The sequence below is a fragment of the Dyella sp. PARNA 12/25 genome (assembly GCF_055702865.1).
Map to the genome: position 1 here is coordinate 19,041 of NZ_JBVQCI010000017.1, position 16,409 is coordinate 35,449.

The 16,409-nt window shown below is 61.3% G+C and carries 16 protein-coding genes; 10 read left to right on the plus strand and 6 right to left on the minus strand.

Features of this window, described 5'->3' with window-relative positions; all coding sequences use genetic code 11:
• Positions 1–76: 76 nt before the first annotated feature.
• Together AC0GUR_RS20590 and AC0GUR_RS20595 are read right to left on the minus strand one after the other, a co-directional pair.
• A complete protein-coding gene (locus tag AC0GUR_RS20590; protein WP_472879389.1) occupies positions 77–457 on the minus strand; it encodes a tautomerase family protein in 381 nt (126 codons plus the stop codon).
• Positions 458–468: 11 nt separating this feature from the next.
• On the minus strand, positions 469–1,014 hold the full coding sequence (locus AC0GUR_RS20595) for a DUF4865 family protein (RefSeq protein ID WP_472879390.1): 546 nt from the start codon (positions 1,012–1,014) through the stop codon (positions 469–471).
• Between the two features lie 210 nt (positions 1,015–1,224).
• Between AC0GUR_RS20595 and AC0GUR_RS20600 the strand changes: the two genes are divergently transcribed.
• The 5 genes from AC0GUR_RS20600 (at position 1,225) to AC0GUR_RS20620 (ending at position 7,797) form a co-directional block, all read left to right on the plus strand.
• On the plus strand, positions 1,225–2,313 hold the full coding sequence (locus AC0GUR_RS20600; RefSeq protein WP_472879391.1) for a hypothetical protein: 1,089 nt from the start codon (positions 1,225–1,227) through the stop codon (positions 2,311–2,313).
• 256 nt (positions 2,314–2,569) lie between these two features.
• Positions 2,570–3,460 (plus strand): LysR substrate-binding domain-containing protein, encoded by an 891-nt coding sequence (locus AC0GUR_RS20605; RefSeq protein ID WP_472879392.1) that lies wholly within the window; start codon positions 2,570–2,572, stop codon positions 3,458–3,460.
• Between the two features lie 119 nt (positions 3,461–3,579).
• Positions 3,580–5,424 (plus strand): monovalent cation:proton antiporter-2 (CPA2) family protein, encoded by a 1,845-nt coding sequence (locus AC0GUR_RS20610; protein WP_472879393.1) that lies wholly within the window; start codon positions 3,580–3,582, stop codon positions 5,422–5,424.
• A 251-nt stretch (positions 5,425–5,675) separates the two neighbouring features.
• A complete protein-coding gene (locus AC0GUR_RS20615; protein WP_472879394.1) occupies positions 5,676–6,842 on the plus strand; it encodes a glycosyltransferase family 9 protein in 1,167 nt (388 codons plus the stop codon).
• A 94-nt stretch (positions 6,843–6,936) separates the two neighbouring features.
• On the plus strand, positions 6,937–7,797 hold the full coding sequence (locus AC0GUR_RS20620) for a GAF domain-containing protein (RefSeq protein ID WP_472879395.1): 861 nt from the start codon (positions 6,937–6,939) through the stop codon (positions 7,795–7,797).
• Here the strand turns inward: AC0GUR_RS20620 and AC0GUR_RS20625 are convergent.
• Positions 7,794–8,678, minus strand: a complete 885-nt coding sequence (locus tag AC0GUR_RS20625; protein ID WP_472879396.1) for an EamA family transporter — start codon at positions 8,676–8,678, stop codon at positions 7,794–7,796. The genes AC0GUR_RS20620 and AC0GUR_RS20625 overlap by 4 nt on opposite strands.
• Positions 8,679–9,034: 356 nt before the next feature.
• On the opposite strand from AC0GUR_RS20625, the gene AC0GUR_RS20630 reads away from it, so the two are divergent.
• A complete protein-coding gene (locus AC0GUR_RS20630; protein WP_472879397.1) occupies positions 9,035–9,640 on the plus strand; it encodes a hypothetical protein in 606 nt (201 codons plus the stop codon).
• An 82-nt stretch (positions 9,641–9,722) separates the two neighbouring features.
• A complete protein-coding gene (locus AC0GUR_RS20635) occupies positions 9,723–10,295 on the plus strand; it encodes a hypothetical protein (protein WP_472879398.1) in 573 nt (190 codons plus the stop codon).
• A gap of 68 nt (positions 10,296–10,363) precedes the next feature.
• Here the strand turns inward: AC0GUR_RS20635 and AC0GUR_RS20640 are convergent, their stop codons facing one another.
• Together AC0GUR_RS20640 and AC0GUR_RS20645 are read right to left on the minus strand one after the other, a co-directional pair.
• Positions 10,364–11,008, minus strand: a complete 645-nt coding sequence (locus AC0GUR_RS20640) for a glutathione S-transferase family protein (protein ID WP_472879399.1) — start codon at positions 11,006–11,008, stop codon at positions 10,364–10,366.
• A 207-nt stretch (positions 11,009–11,215) separates the two neighbouring features.
• Positions 11,216–11,572, minus strand: a complete 357-nt coding sequence (locus AC0GUR_RS20645; RefSeq protein WP_472879400.1) for a carboxymuconolactone decarboxylase family protein — start codon at positions 11,570–11,572, stop codon at positions 11,216–11,218.
• Positions 11,573–11,894: 322 nt separating this feature from the next.
• On the opposite strand from AC0GUR_RS20645, the gene AC0GUR_RS20650 reads away from it, so the two are divergent.
• A complete protein-coding gene (locus AC0GUR_RS20650) occupies positions 11,895–12,251 on the plus strand; it encodes a hypothetical protein (protein WP_472879401.1) in 357 nt (118 codons plus the stop codon).
• A gap of 79 nt (positions 12,252–12,330) precedes the next feature.
• Entirely contained in the window at positions 12,331–13,497 is a 1,167-nt protein-coding gene (gene lldD, locus AC0GUR_RS20655; protein ID WP_472879402.1) for an FMN-dependent L-lactate dehydrogenase LldD, read from the plus strand.
• Positions 13,498–13,598: 101 nt separating this feature from the next.
• Here lldD and AC0GUR_RS20660 read toward each other — a convergent pair whose 3' ends face one another.
• Positions 13,599–14,879 (minus strand): MFS transporter, encoded by a 1,281-nt coding sequence (locus AC0GUR_RS20660; RefSeq protein WP_472879403.1) that lies wholly within the window; start codon positions 14,877–14,879, stop codon positions 13,599–13,601.
• 977 nt (positions 14,880–15,856) lie between these two features.
• Between AC0GUR_RS20660 and AC0GUR_RS20665 the strand changes: the two genes are divergently transcribed.
• Entirely contained in the window at positions 15,857–16,408 is a 552-nt protein-coding gene (locus tag AC0GUR_RS20665) for a hypothetical protein (protein WP_472879404.1), read from the plus strand.
• The last annotated feature ends 1 nt before the right edge of the window (position 16,409 follow it).

The window sequence follows — 16,409 nt, forward strand, 5'->3', positions numbered from 1 at the left end:
GGGGCCAATCTAGCCTCATCTTTCATTAGCGCCGTAACAAGAGTCGAGTCAGCGCGCAGCCTTGCCTCTTTTGGCATTACGCATATTGCGCAATCCCATCCCCAAACGACCAATTTTCCTTGGCCGTTTCCAGCAAATTGATAAACACATCCTGCGGCCGCAAGCCCGGCTCAACGCTCAGCAGCTCGGCCGTCCGCCGATAAAACGCCTTCTTCTGCTCCACCGTGCGCGTGTTGTTGCAGGCAATCTGGATGATCACCAGATCGTCGGTGCGTGCGATATCCAGATAGTTCGGATCAGCATCGAATTCTTCCGCGTCGTGCTGGTGCACCAGGATGAAGCGGTCGTTCTCTGGCACGTTGAAGGATTCGATCATCGCGCGATAGATGCTGTTGCGGATCGCGGCGATGTGCTGAGGGGACTTGCCGCGGCGAAGCGAGACGCGGACGAGGGGCATGGGGATACTCCTTAAGGTTGCGATATGTGGCCGACTTCGTACCGCTGGCCGTCGGTGTGCGCGGCGGGCATATCGTTCCAGAGCCGGAAGTGCACGCGCGTCCATTGCGTCGGTTCGAATGCGTTGACGGCACCCACCACACCTTGTTCGACATCGCGTAGCAAGGCGTCGTGGTCGTCGCTGCGCAGCTTGTCGAGTGCGCTGTAGGGAGCGATGTCGATGATCTCGCGCGAGGCAAAGCGCGCATGTTGTGCTTCTGGCGGGAGATGGAGATCCCAGACTGGCCAGCAACGGATCACCGGCCAGCCAAAGGCCTGGGTGAGGGCGGCAAAGCCGGGGCCTCCCAGAAAGCGCTGCATCGCGGCGCTGTCCTGCCATACGTAAAACGGTGCGTAGAGGTTCTCGCTGGAGCGCTCGCCGCGCGTCGCGTGCAGATACGCCTTCAGGCGCAGGCCGTCGAAGTGATCCAGCAAATGCCCTTTGTCGGCGATGCGCTGGCGAATGATCGCCATGTCGTAGTCGGCGGGCAGGGTGAAGCTGTATTGCATCGCGATCATGGTGGCGTTTTCGTCCGGCGGGCGGATGCCCAACAAGGTAACGCGGGCCGCCGATCCAAAAAATCGGGAATTTTTTCACCGTCACTCCCAAAAACCGGGACAATGCCTCCCTTTCGGCCGGTGCCCGACGTCCACGCGACGGAAGTGGTGCGCCTAGGCCTTCGTTCAGTCGTTATGATTCCCGCGGGGGATCGTTGAGGGTGCATCGTCATGTGGGGTGAATCAGGGGGCTTAAGGCGCCAGACGCGTCTGCACTTCCTATGGCTGTCGTTGGGTCTATTCGCCGCTCATCAGCTGGTGGAGCTACTGATTGCCGTTATTCGGCACCACCATGCGCTGGATACCTGCTACTGGGACTGCAAGTGGTACGCGGGTATTTCCCAGGGCGGCTATACGGCAGACGCGGACACAGCGAAGCACCAGGCCAACTGGGCGTTCTTTCCGCTGTTTCCGATGTTGGTGCTCGCAGTGAAAACAGTCACAGCACTCCCGATGCCGTTGGCGTCGGTGTTGCTCGGAAAGCTGCTTTTCGTGCTTTCGATTTACGCCTTCATCGAATTCGCCGCGCGCTACTGCGAACAGGTGCCGCCGTTGTGCGCAGGCATGGTGGTGGCGCTAAGCCCGTACGCCATTTACGGCAACACCGGTTACACCGAGCCGTTGTTTCTGCTGCTCACCTGCGTGTTTTTCATCTTTCTCAAGGAGCGCAACTATCTCGGCTGCGGGCTGGTCGGGGCGGCGCTTTCGGCGACCCGCGTGCCGGGGATTCTGGTGGCGCTGCCCTATGCCATGGTCGTGGCGCAGTACTTCTGGTCATCTCCCCGGGACAAGCAGATGGAGATGGTGCTGGGCGGCTTGATGATTCCGCTGGGCCTGGCGCTGTTCATGCTGCACCTGTACCAGGTGACGGGTGACGCGCTGGCTTTTGTGCACGTGCAGAAAGCATGGGGACGGCCGCCCATGGGCAACCCGTTCACCGTGATGGCCGAAGGTTTCCAGCACGGCAACACCCGTCTGGTGTGGGCGCTGATGTCGCTGACGGCGCTGTTTATCGCGGTGTATCTGATGTTCACCGGCTATCTGACGCTCGGTGTTTTCTCCCTGGCCTGCACCCTCATTCCCCTGGCGACGGGCTTGCAGTCCATGCCTCGCTACATCTGGTGGCAAGCACCGGTTCTGCTGGTACTGGCCCGGGTCGTCAGCCGGCGTCCGCTGGGATACGTGCTGGTGCCGATTTTTCTGATGGGGCTTGCCTACATGTACGTGGCTTGGATGGCGGTGAAATCATGGGTCGTCTGAGGCGGTGCTACCCCGTGCTCATCGCACTGTTGCTGGCCCTCTATGCGGTCATCGGGTTCCTCGTGCTGCACCCGGACGCCAGCGTGGCCTACTCCGAGTACTTCCTTTCAGGCGAGCAGGCCGCGCAGCTGTAGCGCTGAGCCGCTGGGCCGACCGTGAGTGACCTCCGGCGCTTGAGGCGCGGCGCCGGTTTTGGTCGTACACTACAAAAAATTGGGATGGATCACGGCATCCCTTCAAGTAATCGGGATGATCTATGCGACGTATCACGTTCGATCTGGATGTCCTGCGCAGCTTCGTCACCGGTGTGGAACTGGGCAGTTTCGCCCGGGCCGCCGACCGTCTCGGGCGTTCAACCTCCGCCATCAGCGCCCAGCTCAAGAAGCTGGAAGAGCAGACCGGTACGCCGGTGCTGCGCAAATCGGGACGCGGCATGGCGCTTACGGAAGCCGGCGAAACCATGTTGGCCTATGCCCGGCGCCTGCTGGAACTGAATGACGAAGCGGCCTCTGCATTGCGTGGCGCCGAGTTGGAAGGCCGCGTGCGTCTCGGGCTGCAGGAAGATTTTGGTGAAAGCCTGCTTACCGATGTGCTCGGGCGGTTTGCGCGGGCTCATCCGCGCGTACGGGTGGAGGTGCGCATTGCGCGCAACGTGGAGTTGCTGGACCGCGTCTCCTCCGGTCAGCTCGATCTGGCATTGGCTTGGGAAGCCGGCGTGACCACGCCGCACGCCGAACGCATGGCTACCTTGCCGATGCGCTGGATCGGCGGCGCCGTCCCCGATGCCATCTGGCCGCGTGATGACGGCGAGCCGCTGTCACTGGTGATGCTCGAAGCGCCTTGTTTGATGCGCACGGCCGCCATCACTGCGCTCGATCGCGCCAACATACCCTGGCGCATCGCCTTTACCAGTGCGAGCCTCGCGGGTATCTGGGCCGCCGTGGCGGCGGGGCTGGGCGTATCGCTGCGCACGCCGTTCGGCCTGCCACCGACCGTGCATGCGTTAGCGCCGCATGAAACGAGCCTGCCGGCGCTTGGTGAGCTGGCGCTGTGCCTGCATCGCGCAGAAGCCGAGCCAACGCCGGCGGTGCAGCGTCTGGCCATGATTCTCGCGCAGCAGTGGCAGGCGTTGCCGTTGGCAGCGTGATTCGAAGCAGACTGAAACCACGTCACATCGCTGAGGAAAGACGCATATCAACTCGTGCTGCGCGTGAAATAATCGACGGGCTTGGTCTGGACAAGCTCTTACCCCAATGGAGTGCATGAGTGGATAGCCACCATTTTCTGGAGACAGCGCTGGTATTCCTGGTCGCAACGGTGATTGCGGTGCCGTTGACCAAGCGCTTCCGGCTGGGCTCCGTTCTGGGCTATCTGCTGGCGGGCATCATTATTGGCCCGCAGGAGCTGGGACTGGTCTCAGACACTTCGGGTGTAGCAACCATCTCCGAGTTCGGCGTGGTGCTGATGCTGTTCGTGATCGGCCTGGAGCTATCGCCCCAGCGCCTGTGGGTGATGCGGCGCCAGGTGTTTGGCACCGGCTTGCTGCAAGTGCTCGCCACCAGCGTAGTGATAGGCGCTGCGGCGTATTACTGGTTCGGGCTCACCGTGAACGCGGCGGCCATCGTCGGCGGCACGCTCGCGCTGTCGTCCACCGCGTTTGGCCTGCAGATTCTCGCCGAGCGCAAAGAGGCCGGCTCTGCCTATGGCCGGCAGGCGTTTGCCATTCTCTTGTTTCAGGACCTCGCGGCCATTCCGCTGATTGCCGCCGTGCCATTGCTGGCCACCGCATCGAGCAAGCACGGTTTTGATCTGCTCGCCGTGGGACGCACGGTGGGTGCCATCGTGCTGGTGATGGTGGGCGGCCGCTATTTGTTGCGTCCGATATTCCGCTTCGTGGCCAAGGCCGATACGGTGGAGGTGTCCACCGCCACCGCGCTGCTGGTGGTGATGGGCACGGCATGGTTGATGGAATTGGTTGGCGTGTCGGCCACCCTCGGTGCGTTCCTCGCCGGCGTGCTGCTCGCCGATTCGGAATACCGGCACGAGCTCGAATCGCATCTGGAACCGTTCAAGGGCCTGCTGCTCGGTTTGTTCTTCATCAGCGTTGGCATGTCGATGGACATCACCCTGCTGCTGCACAAGTCGCTGGTGGTCGTGGCGCTGGTGTTCGCGCTGCTGCTGGTGAAGGGCGCCGTCCTGTGGCCGCTGGGACGCGTCGTGGGTGGGCTCGATCGCCGTGACGCCATGCGTCTGGCCGTATTGCTGGCCTGCGGTGGTGAATTCGCCTTCGTGGTCTTGAAACTCGCGCGCGATCAAGGTCTCGTCACGGTTGAGCAGCATGGCCTGCAGGTGTTGGCCATCACGCTGTCGATGGCGTTGACGCCACCGCTGGTCGCGCTATTTGGTCGGTTGTTCGGCGCCAAGCCCACCACCAAGAAGCGCGAGTACGACACCATCGAGACCGACGCGCCGCGCGTGATCATTGCCGGCTACGGGCGCATGGGCCAGATCGTGGCGCGCGTGCTGCGCGCCCAAGGTATTCCGTTTGTCGCGCTCGATCATTCGGTGGAACAGATCGATCTGGTGCAGCGCTTCGGCACCTGGAGCGAACTCTTCTACGGCGACCCGGCCAGGCCGGAAATGCTGCGCGCCGCGCAAGCCGACAAGGCCGATGTGTTCGTGCTTGCCATGGACGACGCGGACGCGAGCCTACGCACCGCGCGCGTGGTGCGCCGCCTGTATCCCACCATGAAGATCATCGCCCGTGCCCGCAATCGTCAGCATGTTTGGCGTTTGATGGATCTGGGCGTGGAAATGCCGATCCGCGAAACGCTGTATTCCAGCCTCAAGATGACCCGGCAGACCCTGGAGGCGCTCGGCCTGTCCGCTGAGCTGGCGGCTGATCGGGTGGAGCGCTTCCGCCGGCAGGACGCTGAACTGCTTAAGCGCCAGTACCTCGTCTACGACGACGATGCGCGCATCGTGCAGACCACGCGCGAAGCACTCGCCGATCTGAATCTGCTGTACCAGGCGGACGCCGAGCCAGAGTCGGAGAGCCAGCGCCAGCAGCCCACCGGCGTGACGCCGGGCGATCAGGACGTGACGCGCTGAGCGAGCGCGTTCAGGTTTTGGCCTGGAGTGGCTAACAACCTGCCGCAGGGCCAAAACTCGTCATTCTGCTCGTAGCGCGTAGCGCGATTTTTCGCGTTCTTGAGCCGCAAGACCGCCTCGCGGCAACTTGCGGCCACGCCGCAACTCATTTCGACGTGAATAGTGAAAGATGGCATCCGCTTGCAGGTCGATCCGCCAGGGGGTGGACCATCTGCAGGATCGGGCCTGTTCCGACACCGTTTGCCTCGTGCATGAATCAGCGCGCTTCCATCCATCCTGTCGTCATTCGTTTCGGACGTTTGGGCGACACCATCCTTCTGCAGCCGTTGTTGCATAAGCTGCGGCGTCGCTATGGCGGCGCCTGTCACCTGGTGTCGCTGGGTGAATGTTCCAGTGTGCTGTACCAGGCATGCGATGACGTGCTCGACGTCAGGCACTTCGACAGCAAGTCCGGCCCGCTGTGGCTCAATCCACAGCGCTTGCGCGTTGCGCTGTCGCTGCGTTCATTGCAGGGCTCGCCGTTCTATATCTGCGAGCCGGACGTGCGCACCCGCACCAAGGTACGTCCCATGTTGGCGCTGGCGGGCATTGCTCCCCAGCATTGCGTTTTCATCGAAGACACGCCGCTGCGCCCAGAAGAACATTGGGCGGATTGGTTGATGCGCTTTGCCGACGAGACGCCGGCAGCTTTCTATCAGGTGCCGGGCGCGGCGGGCTTGTCGGCATCGCCACGGCTGGAGCCGACCCAGGCCGAACAGCGCGACGCACAAGCCTGGTTGGCCGAGCAAGGGCTGGCAGGTCGGCCGCTGGTGCTGCTGCAACCGGGCAACAAACGCACGATGCGCTGGAATGGCGTGCGCCGTGCCGAAGACGATGACAAGTCGTGGCCCGTGGAGCACTGGGCAGCGCTGGCCCGTGCCATCGTCAGCCGGATTCCCAACGCCAGCGTGCTGCTGTGCGGCTCCGTGGCCGAAGCGCCTTACCTGTCCACCATCGCCGCGGCGACGGGGCACGCCCAGGTGGTCGCACCGTCCCGTGGCTTACCGCTCGGATTGCTGCGGCCCTTGATGCAGGTGGCGCACAGCATGGTATCGGTGGACACCGGGCCCGCCCACCTCGCCGCCGCGGTGGGTTGCCCCCTGGTTGTGCTGTTTGGCAACCGGTGGCCCTCGATGTGGGCGCCGCGCAGCGCCACCGGCAGCGCAGTGAATGTCATTGGCGGCCTGCCCTTCGTGCCACGGGTGGACCGGATTGCCGTCGATACCGTGTTGCAATCGTGGCAACAGCTGCCGCCGAGGCCGGAGCAGGCGGCGCGCCAGCTAGTGGCCGATGCGCTCGACGCCAGTGGCTGGGCTGGCTGCGTCAACGTCTGCCGTACGCTGGGCATTGCCGAGCCGTTGCGGGCTGCAACACTTTGACGGCCCAGTAGGCGATTCCAGCGCGGCGGCCTATGGCGAGCGCTGATTTCGCGCATACTGCGGGCTCGTAAGGTGCAAGAGGAGCACCGGGACGATGCCTGCGCAGAACCCATCACCTGACTACGCTTGGCCGCCCTCGGTCATGGGCTTCGACATGCCGTCGCCTTCGGCCAATGGACGCGACGGCGACGAGCCCGTCATGGTCGCCTTTCTCAGCGTGCGGCCCGATCATTACTGGATCGAAGCGTTTTGCTCCGAAGTTCGACACTTCAAGCAGCAGCACCAGCTGGCGGATGTGCAGATGGATGCGCAGTGCCTGGTCATGGCCGGGCCTGCGGGCACCTTGCGCAATCTGACCTCCGACGTGCGCACCTTTGTGAATCGCGTGTCGCGTGTCGGCCTGCAGCGTCGTGTCATGGATCGGGTGGCCGCAGAAGATACCTCCGAGCGGTCGGTGGCGGAGAACGCCTCGGCGCAACGCGATCTCGACCTCATTGCGCGCATGCCTAACGTCGCGACCATGCTTGAGGCGGTCGCACGGGAGACCGGCATGCGGCTTGCCGCCGTCGCCAGGGTTTCCGACACGCGCTGGACGGCATGTGCGGTTTACGATGCGATCGATTTCGGTCTGCAGGCGGGGCAGGATCTCGCGCTGGAAACCACCATCTGCAACGAAATTCGTCAGCACGGACGGCCGGTGATGTTCAACAACGCGAGCAGCCATCCCGTGTTCTCTCGGCACCGCACACCAGCGTTGTACGGATTCGAAAGCTATATCTCCGTGCCGGTCTACCGAAAGACGGGTCAGTTCTTCGGCACGCTGTGTGCGCTCGATCCCCAGCCGCGCACTATCGATCCGGCCATGGTGCAGATCATCGAAAAATTCGCGCGGGCTATCGGCGAAGAGATCGATAGCGAGCTGGCATTGCCGCCTGAGGTAGAAACCAAACGCTAGTTTGGCAGTGGCTCGGTTATGGAGGGGCGCTGCACGCTCAACGCCGTGCCCGCCGATGCCACGATGATCGCGACGATGGCCAACCATTGCAGGGTGCTCAGTCGTTCGCCCAGCAAGGCCACGCCGGCCATGGCTGCCACCGCCGGCTCCAGGCTCAACAAGGTGCTGAAGGTGCGCGCCGGCAACCGGGTCAGCGCCACCATTTCCAGCGAATAGGGCAGGGCAGAGCTGAGTATCGCCACGCCAAGCGCGTAGGGCAGCAGCGCGGGCGACAACAAAGCGCTGCCCGCATGCACGACGCCAAAGGGAATCGCCAGCAGAGCACCAATTGAGGTGCCCAGCGTCACCGCATCCGCGCCGTAGGCCGCACCCGCTTTCTTGCCAAGCACGATGTACAGCGCCCAGCCCACGCCGGCCGCGAGTGCATACATCACGCCAACCGGATCAAGCGCCTGCATCTGGCCTCGCAGTGGCAGCAACAAGGCAAGGCCCGCTATCACCAGCGCAATCCAGATGAAATCGATCAGCCGGCGAGAGCTGAACATCGCCAGCGCCAGTGGTCCAGTGAATTCCAGTGCCACTGCAATGCCCAGCGGGATAGTGCGCAGCGACATGTAGAACACCAGGTTCATCGCGCCCATCGACAGCCCATAGCCCCACAGCACACGCCAGTCGCGGGGTGTGCCCAGGCGGCGCCACGGCCGCCGCCACAGCAACAGCAAAAGTGCGCTAAGGCCAAGGCGATAAGCCGTGGCCCCCTGCGCACCCACCTGTGGAAACAGGTGCTTGGCCAGTGACGCGCCACATTGATACGAAACCATGGCAATCAATAGCGCGCCGACCGCGAGCGCAATCCGGGCGACGTTGGTGCCAGAAGACATGAGTGCAGCCGAAGGGGGAGGGGCGACCCACGCATGATGCCAGCAGGGCGGGGCGAAACCTACTGCCGGGGCCGTCTGGCATGCCCCGGACCGATCGCGTCAGGCAGCCGCCAGCAGGGGCACATGGCCAGTTTGCCTCGCGGATCGTGGTCATTGGCTATACGTCAGCCCTAAGACGAGGGTTACGCTTTCCAAGGAAGTGACCAACGCGTTTGGACATCCAATGCGGGAGAGGGTGCCCTGGGATCGTCAAAACCGCGAAGTCGCCGGCCTGGTGGGCCCTGTCGCCATCAGCGTGACACCTGACGTGCTGCACCACATTTGAAATCACCGCATAAACTCAAAAGGAGGTCCGCGTGTTTCACAGGTCACTGGCAGCTTCAACAAGCGTCTTGTCTCTGATGGTGTTCGTTGCATCGTTGGCTGGCGCCGTGTATCCGGTTAGCGCAGCTGAAAGCGCGCCGGATCCGACGGCCGTATTTGCCGGCCCGCAACGCGACGGCTCCCATGACTTTGACTTTCTCATTGGTGACTGGAAGGCGCACGTGCGCCGCCTGCCGGATCGCCTCAACAACTCCAAGGCATGGGACGAGTACGACGGCATTTCCAATCACCACAAGCTGCTCGACACCAACGCCAACTTCGAGCAGTTCGAGGTGAGCAGCCCCGACAAGAAACTGCACATCAAGGCGCAGACCTTGCGCATGTACAACCCCGACACCCACCAATGGAGCATCTACGGCCTGGACCTCGACAAAGGCGAGCTCGATGCCCCCGTCGTTGGTGAGTTCCATGGCAACCGCGGCGAGTTCTACAACCATCAAGCGTGGAAGGGTCGCGTGATTCTGGTTCGCTGGACGTGGCTCAACGTATCGCCCAAGGCCGCACACATGGAGCAGGCGTTCTCACCGGATGGTGGCAGGCATTGGGAAGTGAATTGGATCTGCGATTTGTCGCGTTAGACGCATGACACAAGTGTGCACCCATAGTTCCTCACCTTTAGAACGTCATGACATTCATGGCTCTCGTTTCTTCGGAGAAAATATGGAAAGGCAAATCATTCATTGGCTACGCTGCGGCCTCGTGAGTCTGCTGTTGACCGCCCCTCTGACGATGGCGGCACCCGCCCAGCTACCTGACGGCTCGCACGATTTTGATTTCGAGATAGGCACCTGGAAGACCCATGTATCGAAGCTGGTTCATCCACTGAGCGGTTCCAGTGCATGGGCGCAGTACGATGGTACGTCCGTCGTAAGCAAGATCTGGAATGGACGTGCCAATCTTGTGGAGCTAGAGGCGGACGGGACGCAAGGCCATCTCGAGCTCGCTTCGTTCCGCCTCTACAACCCACAGGCACACCAATGGAGTTTGAATGTCGCGAGTAGCCGCGGTGGCGCGTTTGGCAATCCCACCGTTGGCGAATTCAAAGACGGCCGCGCTGAGTTCTACGATCAGGAGACCTTCAACGATCGCACCATCCTCGTCCGATTCGTTATCTCCAATATCAAACCCAACTCATGTCACTTCGAGCAGGCGTTTTCTGCGGATGGCGGAAAAACCTGGGAAGTGAACTGGATTGCTGACGATACTCGTGTGGATGTGGCGGCAACTCGCTAGTCAATGCGGGCATGGCAAGGTCTGCAACGTGTTGCAGCGACCGGCTGAAGTTGCAGCCCAGCGCGGACCTAGATGCCGGTAGTGTTGAACGCCAGCTGGGCGGCGAAAGCTCGCTTGTACGCAGGCCGGGCTTCGCCGCGGGCCACATAGGCTGCCAGCTTGGAAAACTCGTCCAGAATGCCCGATGGTCTCAACCTGAGTAGCACCGACACCATCATCAGGTCGCCCGCGCTGAACGCGCCATCAAGCCACTCGGCATCACCCAGCCGCGCGGAGAGCTGGTCCAGTCGATGGCGGATGCGATCCATCATCAGAGGTAGGCGCTGCCTGGTCCAGGGCTGATCGCCCTCCTGAAACTTGGCGGTGACAAGTTCAAAAATAGGCGGCTCCACCGAGTTGAGCGCAGCAAACATCCAGGTGATGGCCCGTGCCCGCGCATGGGCGTCATCCGGTAACAGGCCTGCGTGGTGCTCGGCGATATGCAGGACGATTGCGCCCGTCTCGAACAAGACCAGATCGCCTTCCTCATAGGTAGGAATCTGGCCGAACGGGTGAAGTGCCAGATGCGCTGGTTCCTTCATTGCGGCGAACGAAACGGGGCGAACCTCATAGCGCTGGCCCACTTCTTCAAACGCCCAGCGAACGCGCGTATCACGCGCCAATCCCTTGCCGCCATCGGGTGACCGTTCAAAGGCGGTAATGATAGGGGTCATTGGGCTCTCCAGAGGGTGGCGCGGTACCGAGATCGCATGCCGCGGCACCGACGAAGGGTTTCAACAAATGCCGATCTGCTTGCCTCGGTTGAATGTACGACGAACGGCACGGTTGTCACGCTGGCGTGTCGACAGCCTTCGAGCGCATGAATGACCGGTGCCAGGTTGCGCTTGCCTCTTGCTAGAAGATCAACCTGGCTCCGATTTTCAGGCTGGTGCACCGCCTGAGAATTCTTTGAATGCTTCCAGAGCATGAGCGGCGTACATCAACGATGGACCGCCTCCCATATAGACGGCAACCCCGAGCATTTCGTGAACTTGTTGTTCGGTCGCTCCAAGTCTTGCCAAGGTCTTGCCGTGGAAGCCAAGACAATCGTCGCAGCGCGTGGCTACGCCAATGGCCATGGCAATGAGCTCTTTGGTTGTCTCGTCCAAGACACCTGCCGACATGGCGCCACGCGCCAGTGTTCCAAAGCCCTGCATGACTTCGGGGAGCGCGGCTCGTAATGGAGCCAAATGCTGGTTGGTCTTGGTGGTTAGATCACGAAACTTTGACGTCGACATGGCCCCTTCTCCTCTCGCTGACATCAGTTATCTACGCGGACAAAGCGTAGGCCGGCGAAGTTTCCAAGTGGAATATCCCACCAACCATGATTTAGATCAGCTGCCAGAAGCGGATTCCAGCCAAGGGTGAACGGGGCGCCGACGTTGACCGGTACCCAAGGGGCCCGATCGCTGACAAACGGGTGCGCCGACATTTTGTAAGTTCCGCATCCGATCCGAAGCAGCCCTTGCCGGCCAACCTCTTGCCGTTCATATTGGCGACTTGGCCTGCATCAGTGGGGCGGGCTGCACCGCATATAGCCGTTGGCGCAAAGGGGGCGCTGTGGCACTGAATAGCAAGCTGTTGCTTCTGATGATGGTTGTACTATCTCTCGTGGTGGGAGGGTACGAGGCCGCGCTGTTCAGTGTGGGACGGTTTGCTGGCTTACCTTTTCAGGATACCTGGTCACTAGTCTTTCTCGTGCTTCTCGCACTTTGGGTGGATCTGGACTGCCGCGAGCGAAAGAACATCTACCGGCCATTCGAGTTCGGGTTTCTGGTGTTTTTGTTCTGGCTGCCCTATGTGCCGTACTACTTGCTGCGAACCCGGAATGCATGGGGGCTACTATGGCTTCTCGGCTTCACTCTACTGTTCTACGCCGGGTATTGGCTCCAGTGGATCGTCTATTTGACACGCTAGGAATGTCTGCTTTCGACCAGGAGCGGGCCATTCGCCAGATCGAACGCCGTTTCACACGTTGAACGGAAGGTGGCACACCATGATCATTTCGGCACCGACCGACTATCGTGAGGCCGCCCGTCGCAGGCTCCCCCGCTTCCTGTTCGACTATATCGATGGCGGTGCTAACGCCGAACAGACGCTTCGCCACAATGTCAGCGATCTCGCAGACATCGCATTGCGTCAGCGCGTATTGAAGAGTGTTGCCGATCTCAGCCTTGGCATCGAACTGCTTGGGCAGTCATGGAGCATGCCGGTTGCACTGGGACCGGTGGGTCTGACCGGCATGTACGCGCGGCGCGGCGAAGTCCAGGCCGCCAAGGCGGCTGACCGGTGCGGCATCCCGTGCGCGTTGTCCACCGTATCCGTCTGTCCCATCGAAGAAGTGCAGCGGCATTCCAATCGCTCCATCTGGTTTCAACTCTACGTGCTCAAGGATCGCGGCTTCCTGCGCAATGCGCTGGAGCGGGCACAGGCGGCAGGCATCACAACACTGGTATTTACCGTGGACCTGCCTTTGCCCGGCTCGCGCTACCGTGACAGGCATTCGGGTATGTCGGGCCCGGCAGCACCGCTTCGTCGCTTCGGACAAGCCTTGTTCAAGCCACATTGGGCGATCGATGTGGGCTTGCTTGGGCGTCCACACGATCTGGGCAACATTTCGGCGTACCTGGGTCGTCCCATCGGTCTCGCTGACTACATAGGTTGGATCGCGTCAAACTTCGATTCCTCGATCAGTTGGTCGGACCTCGAATGGATCCGTGATTTTTGGAAGGGAAACTTGCTCATCAAGGGCATTCTTGACCCCGAAGATGCGCGCGACGCTGTTCGCTTTGGCGCTAACGGCATCGTGGTGTCCAACCACGGCGGACGACAGCTCGACGGTGTGCTGTCCACCGCGCGTGTGCTACCCCCCATCGCCGATGCGGTGGGTGATGAATTGAGTGTTCTGGTCGATTCTGGCGTGCGATCCGGCCTGGATGTCGTTCGTATGCTCGCGCTCGGCGCCCGTGGCGTGCTGCTCGGCAGGGCTTACATCTACGCACTTGCCGCCGCCGGCGAGGCGGGTGTATCCCATCTGTTGGAACTTTTCGCGAGCGAAATGCGCGTAGCGATGACCCTTTGTGGCGCGCGGTCGATTGCCGAGATCACGCGTGACAACCTGGTTCAATCGGGTTCGCCCGAGCTGAAGCTCCTTATGAGCTAGCGAGCTTGCTTGGAGGCTGCGTCGTCACAAGCACCTGCAGCCAGGCGAGAGGTCAATTGAGTTCACCCCTATCGCCGTTGCCGAGGCCGGCGAAATCCTTTCTAGAATTCCGGGCGCTCCGCAATCACGTCTGGCGACGTTGCTGTGCTGGCGATGGCGTTGGCATGAGAGGGCCCGCTTCCCACCACCGGTCTCGTGCGCTTCCACGGAACAGCTTCGACGCGCCACACCAGAAGGCCCCAGGAAAGGGATGAGAGAACGGAAATGGCGGCAGCGGCGGCGAAAGCGGCGTGGAAACTGCCGGTAGCGTCGACCAGGAATCCCGTGGCCATGGGGGAGATGATGCCCGCGAGGTTGGCCACCCCATTCATGAAACCCACCCACTTGCCGGAAGCTCGCGGACCGGCCAGGGTCTGGGACGCGGCATAGATATTGGGCGTTGTGAGGCCAAAGGCGATGCCGGCGCAAAACAAGCCGACGATCGGAATTCGGCCGTCTCCCAACGACGCGCAGGCCATGGATGCACAGACGATCAGTGGACCGGCGACCAGGCAAGTCTTGCGCGCCCATGTTGCGCTGACCCCACGCACAATCAGGCGGTCCGTGGCCCAACCGGTGATGAGGCACGAGGCCCCGTATGCCAGGTAGATCTCACCGCCCATCGTCGCTACGTCGAGGACGCTGAGGCTCTGTGCCCTGACCAGATAGGTCGGAAGCCACGTGATCACGAAATAGAAGGCGTAGAGGCCAAACATATGGCCCAGGGTCGTGCCCCACAAAGCGCGCTTGGAGATGAGCTCGCCAAACGTTGGTTCGTCCTCCGGTGGTTTCGTTTCGGATGCCTCGCGTGCCAGCGTTCGAGTGGCCAATAGCCAGGGGATCAGCCAGAGCAGGGAGATCACGCCAAATAGCACGAAGCTCAGCCGCCAGCCCTGGTGGGCGATGATCTTGCCGCCGAAAAAAATGCCGAACGCAGGACCCAGCGCGATGCCCATGCCTACGAGGCCGTTGGCAAAACCCATGCGATGGGTCGGCAGGTGCTGGCCAAAAAGCCTGGAAATACACGGTATGGCGGCGCTCTCGCCGACCCCCAGCAAGAGGCGCAAGCCCAGCAGCATCATGAAGCCCTGACTGAGGCCAGTCAGAGCCATGGCAATCGACCAGATGACCAGTGCGATCGCCAGTACCCGGTAGGGGTTTAATCTCTCCGCCAGCCATCCGACGAGCGGATGAAACGGCACGTAGGTCCAGAAGAAAGCCGACAACAGAATGCCCAACTGACTGTTGGTCAGGCCTATCTCGCTGTGTATCAGGGGAGCAGCCGTCGATAGATTGCCGCGGTCGACATAGTTGATCAGCACCAACAAGGCCAGCAGCCACACGACCCCGTTCCCCAAGGTGGGCCGCTTTGTTTCACTGGGTTTCGTATCACCTAAGCTTGCCATGTGAGCCCCAAGCAGATCGTCGTAGCGTCGGGAGTGGCGGACGCGCTTAGGGTGCAAGCGCGAACAGGCTGATAAACGTGTGAGGCGCCCAACACAGCAAGCACAGACGGGAGTTCGTTCGGTGTATCCAGAGTGCCAACGACGCTCGATGGGTAGCAGCAAACGGGGGCCCACCCCCATCAACGCTGACCTCACCATGGTATGAACAGCGTCCTGCGGTCATATATCTCGTTTGGCAGAGATGGCCTTATGTCCGCTCCCTTCGCGGGGCGGACCTGAGATGTGCAGGTAGCAGTTAGAGGGCGTCTCATGGCGCGTGCCTCGGCACCAAGCCGTGCTCGCAGCAAACTGGACGGAGCAGTCAGGATGTCCTCACTGGGCGAAAGTCTCATGAGCACACGGCATCAAGCGCTTGGCGCGCCTTGCCCGCTTCTCGCCAGAAACGTGGGCCAGGGTGCACCTTCCATACGAGGACACGTGCAATCTCATTCGGGGTTTTCAACGCCTGATGGTGCCGCTCATCGTGGCTGTCCTGCCGACCACATTGAGACAATTGAGAACCATGTGAAACTTGATGTTGGCGTTGCGATTGAACAGTTCACCCTGGCCACGCTTTAGTCAAAGCGGACACCACGGGCAGGTAGCCCGACGGAAGCCGTCGGCGGAACCCGGGCGGTGCGCTTCAATCTGCTTCCCAAACGAAACGACGTGGCGAGGCATGCCGGATTACCGTGGCGCCTCATCCGGGCGACTTGCTCAAAAGATCAAATAAAAGGGTGGCCAGTGGCATCGGATGACAAGTGGCACTGGGGCACATCGGGGTGCAGTCATGATGATCGGTTCAACGGCGAGACTTCGGCAGTTTCCCTGAAGGGATGACGTAGTTCATTTTTCAGCGGTGCATCGGAGGGGTGATGGACGACCGGCAATTTTTGCGCGTGCGTTGCATGGCGACGGCATCCGTAGCTGCCATCGAGTGGATGTATCTTGCTTGGCAATACTTTCATGGCGTGGTGCCCAGCCACCACTTCCTTGCTCGCGCAGATATGCCCGCCATTTCGAACTGGTGGGGCGCTTTGGTTCTCCCATTGATGACATGGATTCTGATAGGCCGTGTGTATCGGCGCGTTGTGTCACAAGCCGGCAACCCGATGCGATATGCCCTGATCGGCTTCATGAGTGCACTGTGCTTTGGTGTGCTGCCTTCCGTCTTCTTCACGCTTGGCGACGATCAAGTCACCGGTGCCATGTTTGAATCGCTATTCCTGATAGCGCTGGTTGCTCCCATTTATCGTGCGGAATACGTGCTGGGCTTCGTTCTTGGCATGGCCTATACGTTTGGTGGCGTACTGCCGAGCATAGTTGGGTCAGTTATGGCGCTCATCACCATGGTGATCTACCGCTATATCCGAACGGGCTTGCTACGCGCTGGCAAAATGATTGTCGGGGCAGCAACGAGAACCTGAT